Origin of the sequence: Kribbella shirazensis (genome assembly GCF_011761605.1) — a bacterium.
Classification (GTDB): domain Bacteria; phylum Actinomycetota; class Actinomycetes; order Propionibacteriales; family Kribbellaceae; genus Kribbella; species Kribbella shirazensis.
In genome coordinates, this window is record NZ_JAASRO010000001.1 from 7213006 (window position 1) to 7228715 (window position 15710).

A 15710-nucleotide genomic window follows, 5' to 3' on the forward strand; every position below is an offset into this window, starting at 1 on the left:
GAACCCCCCAGTACTTCCAGGACAACGGCCCGCACCCTAGTGAGTAACCGCCAGTAACGGAAGCGCCGTCCGAAAACCAGGTGACACACCGTGACGCCAAGAGGATCCTGAAAGGCTGACAAACGGTCGGCAGGGAAAGGAACGGATGCAGGCGGGAATCACGGTATCGGCGGCCGAGCTGCCAGAAGTACTGCTGCATGTGGCGGTGGTACGCCCGGTCTTCCTCTGGGGCGCACCAGGGATCGGGAAGAGCAGTCTGGTGCGGGCGTTCGCGGAATCGCTCGGTCTGGAGTGCGTCACGCTCCTGGGGACCCAGCTGGCGCCCGAGGACCTCATCGGCGTACCGCAGATCGTCGACGGACGCAGCCGGTTCGCACCGCCCGTGGCGATCGCGCGCGACCAGCCGTACTGCTTGTTCCTCGACGAGCTCAACGCCTCCTCCGCCGAGGTGCAGAAGGCGTTCTACTCGCTCATCCTGGACCGTCGCATCGGTGAGTACGAGCTGCCCGAAGGGTCGGTGGTGATCGGCGCCGGCAACCGCGCGACCGACAACGCCCTGGCCCGTCCTATGGCGAGCGCCCTGGTGAACCGGCTCGTCCACATCCACCTGCGCGCGTCCGCGAGCGACTGGCTCCAGTGGGCCGGTACGGCGGGCATCCACGCGTGGGTACTGGAATACCTGCGCAACCGCCCCGATCACCTGTGGACGGCACCGCCGAAGACCGAGGAGCCGTTCTCCACGCCGCGCAGCTGGCACATGCTGTCCGACGCCCTGCACTCGTACGGCGACGACATCTCCGACGAGACACTGCGGGTCCTTGCCTTCGGCACCTTGTCCGCCGCGCACGCGTCGGCGTTTCGCGCCTATGTGAAGACGGTGCGGCACGCGTTCGGACTGGACGCCGTCCTCAAGGGCGAGACCGGCTGGCCGGCCGCACCGGAGGATCGCGACCTGCTGTACTTCCTGGCGGAGACGTTCCGGGCCCGGCTGATCAAGGAACTGGCCGCCGACAAGGCGTCCGCGAGCCCTGCAGCCCGTCAGCTCGCGCACCGCGGCAAGGCACTGCTGGTCGAGCTGGCAGAGATCTCGCTGGAGGTGGCGCAGCTGGTAATCGCCTCGGACGACGACGGCCGTCCTGTCCTGCCGACGTGGTTCCTGGTCGAGGTCAGCCGCGACCTGCCGCGGCTGGTCGCAGCACGGGCCTGAGCGACGCATGCCCAAGCGGAGGAAGGCGCAGCGCGACCCGGCCTGGGAGGCGATCCAGGCCGGCTGGACGACGATCGTCCAGCACCCGCTGTTCGCACCGATGACCGACCGGACCGGTGACCCGGTCCGCGACGACAGCACGCCCGCCGACGCCTGGGCGACGATCGACTCGAACGGTCAGATCCGCACGCACCGCACCCGCCGGGCGACCCCGGACGAGTGGGCGTGGGTCTTCGCGCACCTGCTGATCCACCTCGGTCTCGGCCACGGCGAGCGTGACCTGCCACAGCCGGACCAGGCAGCCGGCGCCGCGAACGACGTTGCGGTCAACCGCTTCCTGCAGTCCCTCAAGCTCGGTACGCCGGTCGTCGAGCTGCCACAGGACTTCCCCAGCCTGGAGGAGGACGCGCTGGCGCGGCTCTGGCAGCGTTCCGGCGTACCGGCGGAGTACGAAGGTCTCGGCGTGGCTGGTCACGCACCTGACGTCGAAGCGGCCCGCTGGAACGGCTGGGGCAAGCCGCCGAACTGGAGCGAGCTGTTCGCAGCTGGGCTGTCAGCCGCGGCGGCAGCCGCTGTCGACGTGGCAGGTGGTGCCCGCTCGTCGCTGAGCGCGTCACGAGGCGGACGTGACACGTGGGAGCTGGCGCTCGGCTGGTTCGTCTCGTCGTACCCGCTGCTCGGTGCGATCGCGTCGAGCATGACCATCGTGGCCGAGGCGGAGCTCGCCCGCGGCTGGAACATCCACACCGCAGCGGTGAACGCGGCCGCCGGAGAGATCTATATCAACCCGCTGACCAGCCTCACGCTCAGCGAGTGGCGGTTCGTCATGGCTCACGAGATGTTGCACGCCGCCCTGCGGCACGGCGAACGCGTGGGCGGCCGCGACCCGTACCTGTGGAACGTCGCGGCCGACCTGGTGATCAACGGCTGGCTCCTGGAGATGGGCGTCGGCACCATGCCCGACGGCGCGCTCCACGACCCGACGCTGAAGGGCATGTCGGCCGAGGAGGTGTACGACCGCATCGCCACCGACCTCCGCCGCTACCGCAAGCTCGCGACGCTGCGCGGCGTCGGCCTGGGCGACGTACTCGGCCACCCGCTGCCGCACGCGGGTGAGGCTGCTCGGTCCGCCGGTCTGGACGACATCTACCGCCGCGCACTGAGCACCGGTCTCGCATACCACGACTCCAGCCGCGGCACGCTTCCAGCCGGCCTGGTCGAGGAGATCCGCGCGCTGGACCACCCGCCGCTCGCCTGGGACGCACAGCTCGCCCGCTGGTTCGAGGAACACGTACCCGCCGTCGAGAAGGCCCGCACGTACGCACGTGCTTCCCGACGCCAGTCCGGTACGCCGGACATCCCGCGCCCCGGTTGGATCCGCCCGGTCGAACTGGAACGGCTCCCGACGTACGGCGTGGTGCTCGACACCTCCGGCTCGATGGACCGCGAGCTGCTCGGGAAGGCGTTGGGCGCGATCGCGTCGTACTCACGCGCCCGCGATGTCCCGGCCGCGCGGGTGGTGTACTGCGACGCGGCGGCGTACGACGCCGGCTACCTGCCGGTGGACGACATCGCCGGACGGACGAAGGTCCATGGCCGCGGTGGGACCGTTCTACAGCCCGGGGTGGACCTGCTCGAGCGGGCGGACGACTTCCCGGCCCACGGCCCGATCCTGCTCATCACCGACGGGCAGTGCGACGTCGTCCGGGTACGGCGGGAGCACGCCTGGCTGATCCCCCGCGGCGCATCGCTGCCCTTCACCGCCAGGGGTCCTGTCTTTCGCGTGGAGTGAAGCGCGTCTGCTCCGGGCGAACACGCGTAGTCCGCGGACCGCCCGGGTGACAGGTTCCCCTCTATGGCATGGATCGTGAGAGGCGAATTCCGGAAGCTGTGGATCGGGCAACTGGTGTCCGCGTCCGGCAGCGCGGTCACCACGGTCGCACTGCCGCTCGTAGCTGTCGTGAACCTGCAGGCCTCGGCCGTGCAGATGGGTGCGTTGTCCGCGCTGACGATCGCACCGCACCTGGTGTTCGGACTGCTGGCCGGTGTCTGGGTGGACAGGTGGTCGCTGCGCCGCGTGCTGATCTGGACCGATGTCGGGCGGCTCCTGCTGCTCGGCTCGGTGCCCGCGGCAGCGGCGCTGGGATGGCTGCGGATCGAGCAGCTGTACGTCGTCGCCGTACTGACCGGACTACTCGCTCTGCTCTCCGACACCGCTTCCCAGACGATGCTGCCGCGGCTGGTGCCGCGTGAGGACCTGATGCGAGCCAACAGCGCGGCACTGCTCAATCTGAACCTCGCCTCCACGCTGGGCCCATCTGCCGCGGGTTTCCTCGTACAGGTGCTCACGGCACCGTTCGCGATCCTCGTGGACGCTGCGTCGTACGTCGTGTCCACGGTCGCGGCGTACCTCATCCGCGAGCCGGCCCGTGCCCCGGCGCAGCCGCGGTCGGAGGTACGACTGTCGGCGGGGCTGCGGGTGCTGTTCGGGGACCGCATGCTCGCGCCGCTCGTGGTCTCGGCAGGTGTCGCGGCGATGTCCGGAGCGATGCAGGGACCGCTGATCGTCCTCTTCCTGGTCCGGGAACTCCACAAGTCGGCGGCCTTCGTCGGACTGACCCTCACCACGTTCGGAGCCGCCGCGGTGGCCGGTACGTTCTTCGCCACGGCCTGGTGCCGCCGTGTCGGCCTCGGCCGCTCCTATCTGTCCGGCGTGTTCATGGCTTCGCTCACCGGCGTCGCACTGTTCACCGGGAAGACAGCGCTCATCCTCCTCGGACAGGTCTTCGCAGGGATCGGTATGGCGCTGTTCGCGGTCCCGCAGCGCACCCTGCGGCAGTCCCTCGCACCACCGCAGCTCCTGGGGCAGGTGACCGCGTCGTGGCGCACTCTCGTCATCGGCGGCCAGACCGTCGGCGCAGCCGCCTCGGGTGTGCTCGCGACAGCCCTGCAGATCCGTCCCACGCTGCTGATCGCCACCGCCGGCATGCTCGCCGGACTCGCCGTCGCCGCGGTCTCCCCGCTCCGCGGGCTGCGCGATCTGCCCGAAGAGGCGCGATCGATGTCCCCACACTGATAACGAACCGCGATAGGTCCGCCGCCGGTCTCCGCGTAGGACCGCAACGGCCTATTGCAACCAGTGGTAATTCATCGACCGGGAATGGAATTCGGAGGACAAGCGCTTACCTACTGGGCGATACTGGAAAGTGCGCCGTTTTCCGGTCGCCAAAAACCCCTTCGTATCGAAGTAGATGGGAAGTGCGCCCGTCCAGATGCCCTCAGAGCACCCTGTCCAAGCGCCGTCGATCGCTGCCCCTTCCACCCGTGCCCCCGAACGTAGCCGCAATCTCTGGCGGCTGCGTCCCTATTTGAAGCCACACCGCTGGCGCCTCTCGGTGATGTTCACCACCGCGATGCTCGGCGTCGGTGTCAGCCTCACCATCCCGCTGGTCACCCGGGCCATCATCGACGGGCCGGTCACCCGTCGGGAGCTGAGCATGCTGGTCCCGCTGGCCCTGCTGGCCCTCGGACTGAGCATCGCCGAGGTCGTCCTGGTCTGGATGCGCCGCTGGGCGCAGTCCAAGACCGTCAGCGACCTGGAGGCCACGCTCCGGCAGGACCTCTACGTCCGGCTGCAGTCGTTGCCGATGGAGTTCCACACCCGCTGGCAGAGCGGTCAGCTGCTCTCCCGTGTCACCACCGACCTGTCCATCATCCGGCGGTTCATGGGCTTCGGCCTGCTGTTCCTGGTGATGAACATCCTGCAGCTGGCCGTGGTCACGGTCCTGCTGCTCCAGCTGTACTGGCCGCTCGGGCTCGTGGTCCTGGTGGCCGCCGTGCCGATCGTTTGGGTATCGCTGAAGTTCGAGAAGAAGTACCTGCGGATCTCCCGCAAGGTGCAGGACCAGGAGGGCGACCTGGCCACCCGGATCGAGGAGTCGGCGCTCGGCTTCCGGGTCATCAAGGCGTTCGGCCGCCGGCCGCACGTGCAGCGGCAGTTCGACGACGAGGCGACCACGCTGTACAACACCGAGGTCGAGAAGGTCCGGCTCGCCTCGCGTTTCTGGAGCTTCCTCGGCGTCATCCCGAACCTGACCCTGGTGATCGTGCTGCTGCTCGGCGCGCTCGCCGTCGGCCGGGAGGCCATCACACTCGGCACCCTGGTCGCGTTCATCACGCTGATGCTGTCGCTGGTCTGGCCGGTCACCTCGCTCGGCGCGATCCTGGCGATGGCCCAGGAGGCGATGACCGCGGCGGACCGGATCAGCGAGATCCTGGACACCTACTCGGTGATCAAGTCCGGCGAGGAGGAGCTCCCCCATTCCCGCGGTCACCTGCGGTTCGAGCACGTCGGTTTCCGGTTCTCCGACGACTCCACCGAAGTGCTGCACGACATCAACCTGGACCTGACCCCTGGTACGACGCTCGCACTGGTCGGCGCCACCGGGTCCGGCAAGACCACACTGACCGCACTGGTCCCCCGGTTGTACGACGTAACCTCCGGGCGGATCACCATCGACGGGCACGACATCCGGGACCTGTCCCTGGTGTCGCTGCGGACCGCGGTCGCCTCCGCGTTCGACGACCCGACGCTGTTCTCGATGAGCGTCCGGGAGAACCTCACCCTCGGCCGGCCGGACGCGACCGACGCAGAGGTCCAGCAGGCTCTGGAGGTTGCCCAGGCGCAGTTCGCCAACGACCTGCCCTGGGGCCTCGACACGCGGGTCGGTGAGCAGGGCATGTCGCTGTCGGGTGGTCAACGGCAACGGCTCGCTCTGGCGCGCGCAGTACTCGCCAAGCCCGCAGTACTCGTGCTGGACGACACCCTGTCCGCGCTCGACGTACACACCGAGGCCCTGGTCGAGGAGGCGCTGCAGAACGTGCTCGCCGACACCACCGGCATCGTGGTCGCGCACCGCGCGTCGACCGTGATGCTGGCCGACCAGGTCGCTTTGCTGCAGAACGGCACGATCACCCACGTAGGAACCCACCACGAGTTGCTCGAGACAGTCCCGGAGTACCGGCACCTGCTCGCAGCGGAAGAAGAGGAGGTGCACGCATGACAACCACACAGTCGACCCAGCAGACACCTCCCGACACCGATGCGAAGGACGAGCAGCCGGAAGAGCAGAACTGGCGGGGCGTCTTCGAGGACGACCCCGATCGGGAGGTCTCCCGCGCGACCAGCATCCGGCTGAAGGAGGACTCCCGGAAGCTGCTGGGCGAGCTGCTCCGGCCGTACCACAAGCTGATCTGGCTGCTGGTCGTGATCGTGCTCGTCGAGAACGCCGCCCGGCTCGCCGTGCCGTACCTGGTCCACCTGGGCATCGACAACGGCATCCCGCCGATCCTCGCGGGCGAGGGCTCGCGGGAGCTGGTCACGATCGTGATCACCGTCCTCGCGATGGCGTTGCTGCAGGCGTGGGCGCGGCAGCTGTTCCTGATGCGGTCGGGCCGGCTCGGCCAGACGATCCTGCTCGGCCTGCGCAAGCGGGTGTTCGACCACTTCCAGCGGTTGAGCCCGGCGTTCCACGACAAGTTCACGTCGGGCCGGGTCATCTCCCGGCTGACCTCCGACGTACAGGTCATCGACGAGATGCTGGCGAACGGGTTCGACGGTCTGGTCACCGCGGTACTGACTCTGGTCGGTACGTCGATCATCCTGCTCACGCTCGACCTGAAGCTCGGTCTGCTCGCGCTGCTGTCGTTCCCGGCCCTGCTGATCCTGACAGCGTGGTTCCGGAAGCGGTCGGCGGTCGTGTACCGGCAGACGCGTGAGGCCGTCGTGCTGGTCATCGTGCACTTCGTCGAGTCGATGACCGGCATCCGCGCGGTGCAGGCGTTCCGCCGGGAGCCGCGCAACGAGGAAATCTTCCACGGCGTCAACGACCGCTACCGGAGGGCCAACCTCGAGTCGTTCCGGCTGAACGCGATCTTCATGCCGTCGATCAAGGGCGTCGGCAACATCACCATCGTCGCGATCCTGGCGTACGGCGGTTACCAGGCGTACCACGGTCACGTCACGGTCGGCGTCCTGACCGCGTTCCTGCTCTACCTGCGGCAGTTCTTCGAGCCGCTGCAGGACATCTCGCAGTTCTACAACACCTTCCTGTCCGCGAGCGCGGCGCTGGAGAAGCTGTCCGGGGTGCTGAACGAGACCCCGGACGTGCCGGAGCCGATCAAGCCGGCCAAGCCCGGTCCGGCGCACGGTCACCTGGAGCTGCGCAACGTCCGGTTCGAGTACGTCGACGGCGTACCCGTGCTGCCCGGTCTGCAGCTGGACGTGCCGGCTGGTCAGACCCTGGCCCTGGTCGGTACGACAGGTGCGGGCAAGACGACCATCGCCAAACTGGTGGCGCGGTTCTACGACCCGACCAGCGGCCATGTGCTGCTCGACGGCGTGGACCTGCGCGACCTGTCCGAGGACGACCTGCGCTCGCGGGTCGTCATGGTGACGCAGGAGAACTTCCTCTTCACCGGCTCGGTCGCCGACAACATCCGGTTCGGCAAGCCGGACGCCACGATGGAGGAGGTCGTCGAGGCCGCGAAGGTGATCGGCGCGCACGACTTCATCATGGCGCTGCCCAACGGGTACGAGACCGCGGTCGAGAAGCGCGGCTCGCGGTTGTCGGCGGGTCAGCGGCAGCTGGTCGCGTTCGCGCGGGCGTTCCTCGCCGACCCCGCCGTACTGATCCTGGACGAGGCGACGTCCAGCCTGGACATCCCGAGCGAGCGCCTGATCCAGCGGGCGCTGAGGACGATCCTCGCCGACCGGACGGCGATCGTCATCGCGCACCGGCTGTCCACCGTCGAGACCGCCGACCGCGTCCTCGTCCTGGAATACGGGCAGATCATCGAGGACGGCGCTCCCGACCACCTGGTCACCACCGACGGGCACTACGCGGGGCTGCACCAGGCCTGGGAAGACTCCCTGGCCTGACCCCGGCAACAGCGGGCGCGTGGGTTCTCCCGCGCGCCCGCTGTTCATTTCTGCCCGAACGAGTTTCGGGAAGAACGTTTACGAACTCTTGACCGCCCTCCTCCGCCCATTTAGTTTGGGCCGCGATCAAAATGGGAGGGCAGTCTGATGAACCGACGTACCCGGCTCCGGCGGTGGCTCGCCGCGACGGCCGCACTGACCAGCGCGGCGCTGTTGCTGAGCGCCTCGCCCGCGCACGCGGAATCCCCGGAGCCGAGCCCGGCCGCACGCCCACTGTTCGACACCGGCCCGGCCGCGGACGCGATCCGCCGCCTCGTCGGCACGCAGTACGGAAGCCAGATCACGCTGGCGACGATCCCGGCGTCCGAGGGCCGTGACACGTTCCGGATCACCCGCCGCGGCGCGCGCCCGGTGGTCGAGGGCAGCAGTACGTCGGCCCTGCTGATGGGCTTCAACTGGTACCTCAAGCACGTCGTGAAGGCGGACGTCTCGTGGACGGGCGAGCAGCTCGACCTCCCCCTCGTGCTGCCCGCCCCGAGCGCGCCGATCGAGAAGTCGTCGGTGGTCGAGCACCGGTTCGCCGGCAACGACACCGAGGACGGGTACTCCGGGCCGTACCGGACGTTCGAGGACTGGGAACGGCTGATCGACGTCCAGGCGCTGCACGGCGTGAACGAGATCTTCATGCCCATCGGCACCGAGGCCGTGTACTACGAGATGCTGCAGGCCTTCGGCTACACCGCGGACGAGCTGCGCGCGTGGATCCCCAGCCCCGGGTACCAGCCGTGGTGGCTGCTGCAGAACATGTCCAACTTCACCGCGCCGGTGAGCGCCGAGGTGATCCGCGAACGCGCGGAGCTCGGCCGACGGATCGCCGACCGGATGCGCTCACTCGGGATCACGCCGGTCCTGCCGGGCTACTTCGGTACCGTGCCGCGAGACTTCGAGGTGAAGAACCCCGGCGCCACCACGGTTCCGCAGGGCACCTGGGTCGGACTGGACCGGCCGGACTGGCTGGCACCGACCGATCCGCTCTTCGACCAGGTCGCGGCACGCTTCTACGAGGTCCAGAAGCGGCTGCTGGGGAAGTCGACGATGTTCAAGATGGATCTGCTGCACGAGGGCGGCCGGCCCGGCAGCATCTCCGTCGGCCAGGCATCCGTCGCGGTGCAGAACGCCATGGACAAAGCCCATCCGGGCGCGATCTGGGCGATCCTGGGCTGGCAGAGCAACCCACGCCCGGAGACGGTCGCGGCCATCGACCGGAGCCGGATGCTGGTCGTCGACGGGCTGTCCGACCGGGCGCTGAGCCCCGACCGCGAGGAGGACTGGAAGGGGACGCCGTACGCCTTCGGGTCGATCTGGAACTTCGGCGGGAACTCCACCATGGGCGCTCCGATCCGCGCCTGGAACGAGCGGTTCTGGGCGTCGCTGGCGAAACCGGACTCGGCCCTGAACGGCATCGCGATCATGCCCGAGGCCAGCTACAACAACGCGGTGGCGATGGAGTTCCTCGCCGAGCTGCCGTGGCACGACGGCCCGGTGGATCTCGACCGATGGTTCGCCGACTACGCGGACGCGCGGTACGGCGGGACCGACCCGAAGGCACGGCAGGCCTGGCAGATCCTGGCCTCGACCGCCTACTCGATTCCCCCGAACGGCGGCCGCTCCTCGGGACACGGCGGTCTGTTCGCCGCCATCCCGAGCCTGACGGTCCAGCGTCCGCACAGCTGGGCGCAGGCCGCGTTCGCCTACGATCCGGCGGCGTACGCCGGTGCACTGCCGGCGCTGCTCGGCGTCGACGAGTCGCTCCGGAACAACTCGGCGTACCGCTATGACCTGCTGGAGGTGGCGCGTCAGTCCGCCGCCGACAGGTCCCGTACGTTGCTCCCCCAGATCAGGACGGCGTACCAGGCCGAGGATGTCGAGCGCTTCTCGCAGCTGACCGAGACGTGGCTCGGCTACATCGCCGGTGTCGACGACCTGGTCGCCACCAACGAGGAGTACCTGATCGGACGGTGGCTGGAGAAGGCCAGGAGCTGGGCCGCGGACGACACCGAGGCCGCGCAGCTCGAGTACGACGCGCGCAAGCAGGTCACGTCATGGGGCCTGCGCACCACAGACCTCCAGGACTACGCGTACCGCGAGTGGTCCGGCCTGCTGGACGGGTACTACGCGCCGCGCTGGAAGCAGTACTTCGACGGATTGCGGACTGCTCTGACCACAGGCACCACAGCACCGGCAATCGACTGGTACGACGTGGCGGAACAGTGGTCGTCCGATCGCACCGCCTACCGCACCGAGCCGACCGGCGACACTTACACCGAGGCGGCGAACCTGCTGGAGCGGCTCCGGAACGACGACTACGACCCGACTCTGGTACTGCGTCCGACCGGGACGGTGGATGCGTCAGGGGCTGCTCGGGTGACCGCGACCGTGACCAACACGAACTACTTCGCCGCGCTCACCGGGCTGTCCTTCGAGGTCTCAGCACCCGCTGGGATCACGGTCGAACCCGTGGGCGACGCACCGGGCGAGGTCGGACCAGGTGGAACGGCCACCCGTTCCTGGACCGTCCGACGCGCCGACGGGCAGCCGGCCGAGGTGGCATCGCTGGAGGTGACGACACGGTTCGACCAGTCCGGACGCTCCGAGCTGCTGAAGGCGACCGCCGTCATGCCGGTGGCCGCGGCCGGACGCTACCAACTGAGCGACCTGCCGTTCGCGTCGTCACGCAACCACGACGGCCTGCACCCGGTCGCTCGAGACACTGTCACACCGGCGACGCCTTCGGGCAACGGTGCGCCGATCCTGCTCGACGGTGTTGCCTACAGCAAGGGTCTCGGCACCAACTCGAACGCCGACATCCGGTTCGAGCTCGGCGGTGACTGTTCGCGGTTCACCACGGTGGTCGGCATCGACGACGCGATGAACCACACTCCCGACGGCGATGCGGTCGTCCGCGTCTTCGGCGACGGGCGTCTGCTGGCCGATTCCGGCGTACTGCGCAGTGGGATCAGCGGCACGGCCTCGAAAGCGGTGCGGCTCGAGGCGGACCTCACCGGCGTACGGCAGCTGCGGCTGCAGGTGCACCAGTCCGACGCGAACCGGTTCTTCGACGCAGTGTCGTTCGGGGTTCCGACGGTGACGTGCGCTGGACCGCTGCCGGTCTCGTTGAGTCACCGGAAGCCGGCGACGGCCAGCAGTACGGAAGGCACGCGGGTCGCGGCGAACGCGGTCGACGGCGACCTGAGCACCGGGTGGTTCTGTGCGCCTCAGGAGTGCGCCGGTCAGCCGTCGTGGCTGCAGGTGGACCTCGGTGCTGCTCACGAGCTGTCGAGTGTGCGCGTGACGCCGTACTACGCCGACGGCCGGTCCTACCTCTATCGTGTCGACGGAAGCGTGGACGGACAGACGTGGACCCGGCTGGCCGAGAAGGTCACCCACAAGGCGCAGACTGATGTCGGTGAGCGGTACGACGTGACCGGTGCGTACCGGTACATCCGGGTCACCGGCTTCGGGAACACGTCCAATGCGTACACGCTCCACCTCCAGGAGCTGGGGGTGTATGGCGTGGGCTGATCGGGCAGCGGGGCAGGGCTCCGGCGCTCGCGGAAGGCAGGGATGACGAAGGCGATACGGATCACCGAGAAGGTGACACCCGGCGTTCTCCGCGAGCGCAACACCCGGCTGGTCCTGCAGACCGTGCTGATCGGCGACGGCCTGTCCCGCGCGGACATCTCGCGCACGACCGGCCTGGCGCGAGCGGTGGTGTCGGAGATCGTCGAGTCCCTGCTGGCGCGGCACCTGCTGGTCGAGGAGGCCGGGACGCCGAGCGGCCGCGGCAAGCCCGCGAAGCCGCTCCGCGTCGACACCGAGCGGCAGTGCCTGCTGATGGCGGACCTGCGGCCGACCGAGGTGGTCGCGGGTGTGGTGGGACTGGACGGGGTCATCGGGACGACCGGCCGGGCGGACCTTCCACCGAACCCCAGCGTCGATGACGTGATCAGGGTGCTGGGCGACTGCCTGCGCCGGCTGGCGGCCGAGGACGGGCGAGCTGTCCTGGCCGCCGGCATCGCCGTCCCCGCGATGCTGTCGCCGGAGCAGGGCATCGTCGAGTCGATCCAGTTCCGCTGGCACGACGTCGACCTCGCGGGGCCGTTGCAGGCCGACCTCGGGTACGACGTCGTACTGGTCAACGACGCGACCGCGGTCGCGATGTCCGAGCTGTCCCACCAGAGTCAGGCCGGCGGCAGCGTCATCGTGCTGCACATCGCCGGCGGCATCGGGTCGGCCATCATCCTCGACGGGCGCGTGCACCTCGGCGAGCGGCAGCGCGCCGGCGAGGTCGGCCACATCGACGTCGGCGTGAGCGACCGGCGTTGCGAATGCGGCCGGACGGGCTGTCTGGAGACCGTGGCGAACCTGCCCGCGATCCTCGCCGGGGCCGCCGTCGAGGACCTGGACGCGATCTCGTCGCCCGGACAGGAGCCGGCCGGGAAGCGGCTGCGGGCGCTCGCCGACCGGGTCGAGTACGCCGGGCGGAGTCTCGGCGCCCTGATCTGCGTGCAGGCGGCGATCCTCGACATCCCGGACGTGGTGATCGACGGCCCGGTCCGCCGGGCGGGAACGCGGCTCCTCGATGCGATCGAGCAGGAGCTCGCGCGCCGCCTGCCCGCCGTCGACGTACGCCGTCCCCGCTTCTCGACGATGGCCGACCACAGCAAGATGTACGGCGCGGCCGCCGCGGCGATGCTGCACGAACTCGGGGTCCTCTGGCACCGCTCCCCCTCCCGCGCTGAGAACTGAACTGTCCGCAGGCGCCGGTACGGTGACCCACATGCTGACGACGCTGGCGGTGGAGAACTACCGGTCCTTGCGGCGGATCGTCATGCCGTTGCGCGGGCTGAACGTGGTGACCGGCGCCAACGGCACGGGGAAGTCGAGCCTGTACCGGGCGCTGCGGCTGCTGGCCGATGCGTCGCGCAACGGAGCCGTCGCGGCCCTGGCCCGTGAGGGCGGATTGCAGTCGACGCTGTGGGCCGGGCCGGAGCAGGTCCGCAAGGATCGACCTGTCCAGGGCACCCGACGGACGGGGCCGGTGACGTTGCGGATGGGCTTCGCGAGCGACGACTACGGCTACCTGATGGATCTCGGGCTACCGGTTGCCCAAGGCTCCCAGTTCGATCTTGATCCGGAGATCAAACGCGAGGCGCTGTGGTCGGGGCCGTTCCTGCGGCCGGCGGCGGCGCTGGTCGAGCGCAGCAATCGCGAGGTGCGGATCCGTGCGGCGAGCGGTGAATGGCAGCGGGCGGGGCATCAACTGCAGACGTTCGACAGCATGCTGAGCGAGTTCGCGGATCCCGAGCGCGCGCCGGAGCTGCTGCTGGTGCGGGAGCGGCTCCGCGGGTGGCGGTTCTACGACCACTTCCGCACCGACGCGACGGCTCCTGCCCGCCGGATGCAGGTGGGTACCCGGACCGCAGTACTCGCCCCGGACGGCGCGGACGTGGCGGCCGCACTGCAGACGATCCGCGAGCTCGGCCCCCGCGGGGTGCTGGAGGAGGCGATCGAGCTGGCGTTCCCGGGCAGTCGTGTCGAGGTCGTCAACACCGCGGGGCGCTTCGAGATCGCGTTCCACCAGCACGGTCTGCTTCGGCCGCTGTCCGGTGCGGAGCTGTCCGACGGCACGCTCCGGTACCTCCTGTGGGCCGCCGCCCTGCTCACCCCGCGACCGCCGGAGCTGCTGGTCCTCAACGAACCCGAGACGAGCCTGCACCCGGACCTCCTGCCGGCGCTCGCCAACCTGGTCGTCACCGCCGCCAAGGAGACCCAGGTGATCGCCGTCTCGCACTCCCGCCCGTTCATCAGCGCACTCGAGGCCCTCTCCCCCGACCTCCAGACGATCGAACTGCTCAAGGAGAAGGGCGCCACCCGGATCACTGGTCAGGGCCCCTTGGACGAACCGCCCTGGAAGTGGCCGACTCGTTAATCCGGCTTCACGCTTTCGAAGCGGACGAGGATGACGGAGCCGGCGGCGGAGAGCAGGAAGCCGATGCCCGCGGCCGGCCACCATCCCGCGCGGACGGCGTCGCCGAGGACGAACACGCCCGCGGCCGCCGGGGCGATGGTCTGCAGCGCGATCATCGGCGTCGTTGCGAGCGTGACCGAACCACGCTGCAGCGCGAGCGAGTACAGGATGAACGCGAGCGCCCCGCTGATCGGCAACGTGTACGTCGTCGGGCTGCGCAACAGCTCGCCCAGCGACCCGTCCTCCAGCAAGCGCGCCGAGATCGCCACCCCGGCGTACCCGAGACCGGCCAGCAGCCCGAGCAGCGCGGTGGATACGCCGTGCTGGGACCGGCTGGCGACGGCACCCAGTACGGCGATCGCGATCAGTCCGACGACGACGCCGATGGTGAGTCCGTGATGCTTGGCGCTTTCACCGGCGTCGCCGGCCGCCACAGCGAGCAGACCGAGCCCGACGCACACCGCGATCACCGCGGACCACTCGAGCGCACTCAGCCGGTCGGACATCCAGCGGGTCGCGAGCAGCGCGGTCACGACCAGACTCACCGCGATCCCTGCCTGCGCCAGGTACAGCGGCAGCAGCCGCAGCGCCACGAAGTGCAGTCCGAAGCCGGCCAGGTTCAGCACGAGGGCCCCGAGGAACGCGGGCTGCTTGAGCAACGCGACCACGAACCGGCCGAGCCGCCGCGGATCCAGCTCCGACTCGGTCGGCACCTTCCGCGAACCCACGGCCTGCAGGATCGCCGCGAAACCGAACAGCACCGCGGCAGCGAGCGCCGCGCTCAGCCCCAGGACCACTAGGCCGCAGCCCTCCGGCGCCACGTGAGGTAGAGACTGAGTCCGCCGTAGTACACGAGGTACGCCAGCGAGATCGCCACGACGATCGCGTTCGGGTCGGGCATCAGCGCCAGGAGTACGGCGTACGACGCGAGCCAGACCGCCGTCGCCACCAGGTTCAGCGAGCGGAACGCCTTGGTGCGCGACGGGTACACGTACTTCACCGGGACGAAGACGAGCACCGAGCAGGCCACCAGGATGACGCCCGTGGCGACCGGGCTGAGACCGAGCACCACGACGTAGAACGCGACCACGTTCCAGTAGCTCGGGAAGCCCAGGAAGAAGTGGTCCTCGGTCTTCGCGTCGACCCGGCAGAACTGATAGCTGGAGGCAAGCAACGGCAGCGCCCCGAGCACCGCGCCCCAGGTCCCGGACGGCAGGTACCCGCCGGTCCAGAGCAGCACGATCGGCGCGAACGCGTAGGTCAGGTAGTCGACGATGTTGTCGAGCATCGCACCGTCGAACCACGGGATGGTCTCCTTCACCCGCAGCCGGCGTGCGAGCATCCCGTCGGTACCGTCGATCACCAGGGCCGCGAGGCCGAGCCAGAGCGCCCGGACGGCGTCGCCGTCGATCGCGGCGATCACGATCAGCAACGCGAGCACCGTTCCGCTCGCGGTATAGGCATGCAGTGCCAGTCCGGCCAGACGCAGCCGCGTCGACCCGACGAACGGTTCCCGCACCGCGTCGTGTGTG

10 protein-coding genes are annotated in these 15710 nt (G+C 69.3%); 8 read left to right on the forward strand and 2 right to left on the reverse strand.

Going from position 1 to position 15710, the window contains the following annotated elements; all coding sequences use genetic code 11:
* Positions 1 to 145 precede the first annotated feature (145 nt).
* From BJY22_RS34455 to BJY22_RS34490, 8 genes are all read left to right on the forward strand, one after another.
* Positions 146 to 1207 carry an ATP-binding protein gene (locus BJY22_RS34455; protein ID WP_167215466.1) on the forward strand — a complete coding sequence of 354 codons (1062 nt, stop codon included), beginning with the start codon at positions 146 to 148 and terminating at the stop codon, positions 1205 to 1207.
* A 7-nt stretch (positions 1208 to 1214) separates the two neighbouring features.
* A complete protein-coding gene (locus BJY22_RS34460; protein WP_167215469.1) occupies positions 1215 to 2999 on the forward strand; it encodes a vWA domain-containing protein in 1785 nt (594 codons plus the stop codon).
* A gap of 75 nt (positions 3000 to 3074) precedes the next feature.
* On the forward strand, positions 3075 to 4283 hold the full coding sequence (locus BJY22_RS34465; protein ID WP_167215472.1) for an MFS transporter: 1209 nt from the start codon (positions 3075 to 3077) through the stop codon (positions 4281 to 4283).
* Positions 4284 to 4605: 322 nt separating this feature from the next.
* Positions 4606 to 6270, forward strand: coding sequence for an ABC transporter ATP-binding protein (locus tag BJY22_RS34470; RefSeq protein ID WP_238350547.1), 1665 nt, complete (start codon positions 4606 to 4608; stop codon positions 6268 to 6270).
* The gene (locus BJY22_RS34475) at positions 6267 to 8147 is read left to right on the forward strand and encodes an ABC transporter ATP-binding protein (protein ID WP_167215477.1); all 1881 of its coding nucleotides are present in this window, start codon (positions 6267 to 6269) and stop codon (positions 8145 to 8147) included. The genes BJY22_RS34470 and BJY22_RS34475 overlap by 4 nt, the downstream gene beginning before the upstream one ends.
* A gap of 147 nt (positions 8148 to 8294) precedes the next feature.
* Positions 8295 to 11729 (forward strand): alpha-N-acetylglucosaminidase TIM-barrel domain-containing protein, encoded by a 3435-nt coding sequence (locus BJY22_RS34480; protein ID WP_167215480.1) that lies wholly within the window; start codon positions 8295 to 8297, stop codon positions 11727 to 11729.
* 42 nt (positions 11730 to 11771) lie between these two features.
* On the forward strand, positions 11772 to 12956 hold the full coding sequence (locus BJY22_RS34485) for an ROK family protein (RefSeq protein WP_167215483.1): 1185 nt from the start codon (positions 11772 to 11774) through the stop codon (positions 12954 to 12956).
* Between the two features lie 31 nt (positions 12957 to 12987).
* Positions 12988 to 14139, forward strand: a complete 1152-nt coding sequence (locus tag BJY22_RS34490) for an AAA family ATPase (RefSeq protein WP_167215486.1) — start codon at positions 12988 to 12990, stop codon at positions 14137 to 14139.
* On the opposite strand, the gene BJY22_RS34495 is transcribed toward BJY22_RS34490, so the two are convergent.
* Both BJY22_RS34495 and BJY22_RS34500 read right to left on the reverse strand, forming a co-directional pair.
* Positions 14136 to 14999, reverse strand: a complete 864-nt coding sequence (locus BJY22_RS34495; protein ID WP_337759724.1) for a hypothetical protein — start codon at positions 14997 to 14999, stop codon at positions 14136 to 14138. The two genes, BJY22_RS34490 and BJY22_RS34495, sit on opposite strands and share 4 nt — an antisense overlap.
* Entirely contained in the window at positions 14975 to 15697 is a 723-nt protein-coding gene (locus tag BJY22_RS34500; RefSeq protein ID WP_167215489.1) for a CDP-alcohol phosphatidyltransferase family protein, read from the reverse strand. Before BJY22_RS34500 ends, BJY22_RS34495 begins: the two co-directional genes overlap by 25 nt.
* Positions 15698 to 15710 lie beyond the last annotated feature (13 nt).

Bases quoted from the DNA above. Each gene is read 5' to 3' on its own strand.
- BJY22_RS34470 (WP_238350547.1), top strand. From the start codon at position 4,606: ATGTTCACCACCGCGATGCTCGGCGTCGGTGTCAGCCTCACCATCCCG.
- BJY22_RS34455 (WP_167215466.1), top strand. From the start codon at position 146: ATGCAGGCGGGAATCACGGTATCGGCGGCCGAGCTGCCAGAAGTACTG.
- BJY22_RS34480 (WP_167215480.1), top strand. From the start codon at position 8,295: ATGAACCGACGTACCCGGCTCCGGCGGTGGCTCGCCGCGACGGCCGCA.
- BJY22_RS34490 (WP_167215486.1), top strand. From the start codon at position 12,988: ATGCTGACGACGCTGGCGGTGGAGAACTACCGGTCCTTGCGGCGGATC.
- BJY22_RS34485 (WP_167215483.1), top strand. From the start codon at position 11,772: ATGACGAAGGCGATACGGATCACCGAGAAGGTGACACCCGGCGTTCTC.
- BJY22_RS34460 (WP_167215469.1), top strand. From the start codon at position 1,215: ATGCCCAAGCGGAGGAAGGCGCAGCGCGACCCGGCCTGGGAGGCGATC.
- BJY22_RS34475 (WP_167215477.1), top strand. From the start codon at position 6,267: ATGACAACCACACAGTCGACCCAGCAGACACCTCCCGACACCGATGCG.